General features: G+C 75.0%; 2 protein-coding genes. Both read right to left on the bottom strand.

Going from position 1 to position 1,591, the window contains the following annotated elements:
- Positions 1–1,000 (bottom strand): beta-ketoacyl [acyl carrier protein] synthase domain-containing protein (locus SSOG_RS47255; RefSeq protein WP_208867432.1); only part of this gene is annotated, 1,000 nt, incomplete at its 3' end.
- A 2-nt stretch (positions 1,001–1,002) separates the two neighbouring features.
- On the bottom strand, positions 1,003–1,591 hold a 589-nt coding region (locus SSOG_RS40470; RefSeq protein WP_154686134.1), incomplete at its 5' end, for an SDR family oxidoreductase.

Below are 1,591 nucleotides of genomic sequence, written 5' to 3'. Positions count from 1 at the left end.
CCTGCCGTACGGCGCGGGTCTGGCCGCCCGGGTCCGGGTTGACCAGCCCGGTGGCGCGGCCGTCCGAGGCCACGCCGGTGCCGCGGATGACGGCGTAGACGCGGTCGCCGTCGCGCCGTGCGTCGGCCAGCCGTTTGAGGACGACCACACCGGTGCCCTCGCCGATCAGCAGGCCGTCGGCGGCGCGGTCGAAGGGCCGGATGCGCTGGCTGGGCGACAGGGCGCGCAGCTGCGCGAACACGCTCCACAGGGTGATGTCGTGGCAGTGGTGCACACCGCCCGCGAGCATCACGTCGCACCGCCCGGAGGCCAGCTCCCCCACCGCCTGGTCGACGGCGACGAGCGACGACGCGCACGCGGCGTCCACGGTGTAGGCGGGGCCGCGCAGGTCGAGCCGGTTGGCGATGCGGGAGGCGGCGAGGTTGGGCACCAGGCCGATGGCCGCCTCGGGGCGGTCCGGGCCGAGCTGTTCGGTGAAGGCGTCCCGGATCCGGTCCAGATGGCCGGGGCCGAGGCCGGGCAGCAGCTCGCCGAGGGTCCGTACGAGCTGGTGCGCGGTACGGACGCGCTGGTCGAGCCGGACCAGCCCGGGGGTGAGGTAGCCGCCCCGGCCCAGGACGACGCCCACCCGCTCCCGGTCGGGCAGCCGGTGATCGCCCCCCGCGTCGGCGAGGGCGGCCGCCGCGACACCGAGGGCGATCAGCTGGTCGGGTTCGGTGCCGGACACCGAGTTCGGCATGATGCCGAACCGGGCAGCCTCCACCTGCGCGTACGTGTCGACGAAGCCGCCCCGGCGGCAGTACACCCGGTCGGGGGCGGCCGGGGTGCCGGGGCCCTGCGGGTCGTAGAACCCGGTGTCCCACCGCCCGGCCGGGACCTCGGTGATGGCGTCCACGCCGCCGGTCAGGTTGCGCCAGTAGGTGTCCAGGTCCGGGGAACCGGGCAGCAGGACCGACATCCCGACGATGGCCACCGGTGGCATCTGGTGACGGCCGGTCATGGTCACCAGCCCGAGGCGGTGTAGACGACGGCCTGATCCGGCTCCTCGCCCCAGGCCAGCTCGCGCAGCAGCGCCAGCGCGCCCTCTTCCGGGTCGATGAGCAAGATGCCACGCCGGGCGTACTCCCGGCCGAGTTCCGGTGTGACCATCCCGCCGTGGGTGCCGGTCGGTGCCCACGGGCCCCAGTGCACGGTCAGCGCCCGGCGGCCGGTGCGGGCCCGCCACTGCGCGCCGAGCGTCTCCAGCGCGTCGTTGGCCGCCGCGTAGTCCACCTGGCCGCGGTTGCCGAGGGCGGCGGAGATGCTGCCGAACAGCACCGTGAACGCCGGGGGTTCGGGCAGTTCCGCGAGGGCGTCCAGCAGGGTCCGCGCGCCGTCCACCTTGGTACCGAAGACCCTCCCGAAGGACTCGGCGGACTTCTCCGCGATCAGCCGGTCCTCGATGACACCGGCGGCGTACACGGCACCGTCCAGCCGCCCGTGGTCGGCGTGGATCTGCTTCACGGCCTGGAGCACCGCCGCGTCGTCCCGGACGTCCACCGCGCGGTAGCGCACCCGGCTGCCCAGGGCGCTCAACTCCGCGAGGGTCGCG

The organism is Streptomyces himastatinicus ATCC 53653 (assembly GCF_000158915.1).
GTDB lineage: Bacteria > Actinomycetota > Actinomycetes > Streptomycetales > Streptomycetaceae > Streptomyces > Streptomyces himastatinicus.
The sequence above is the reverse complement of the archived record's forward strand: the minus strand, read 5'-3'. Positions and strand labels throughout refer to the sequence as shown.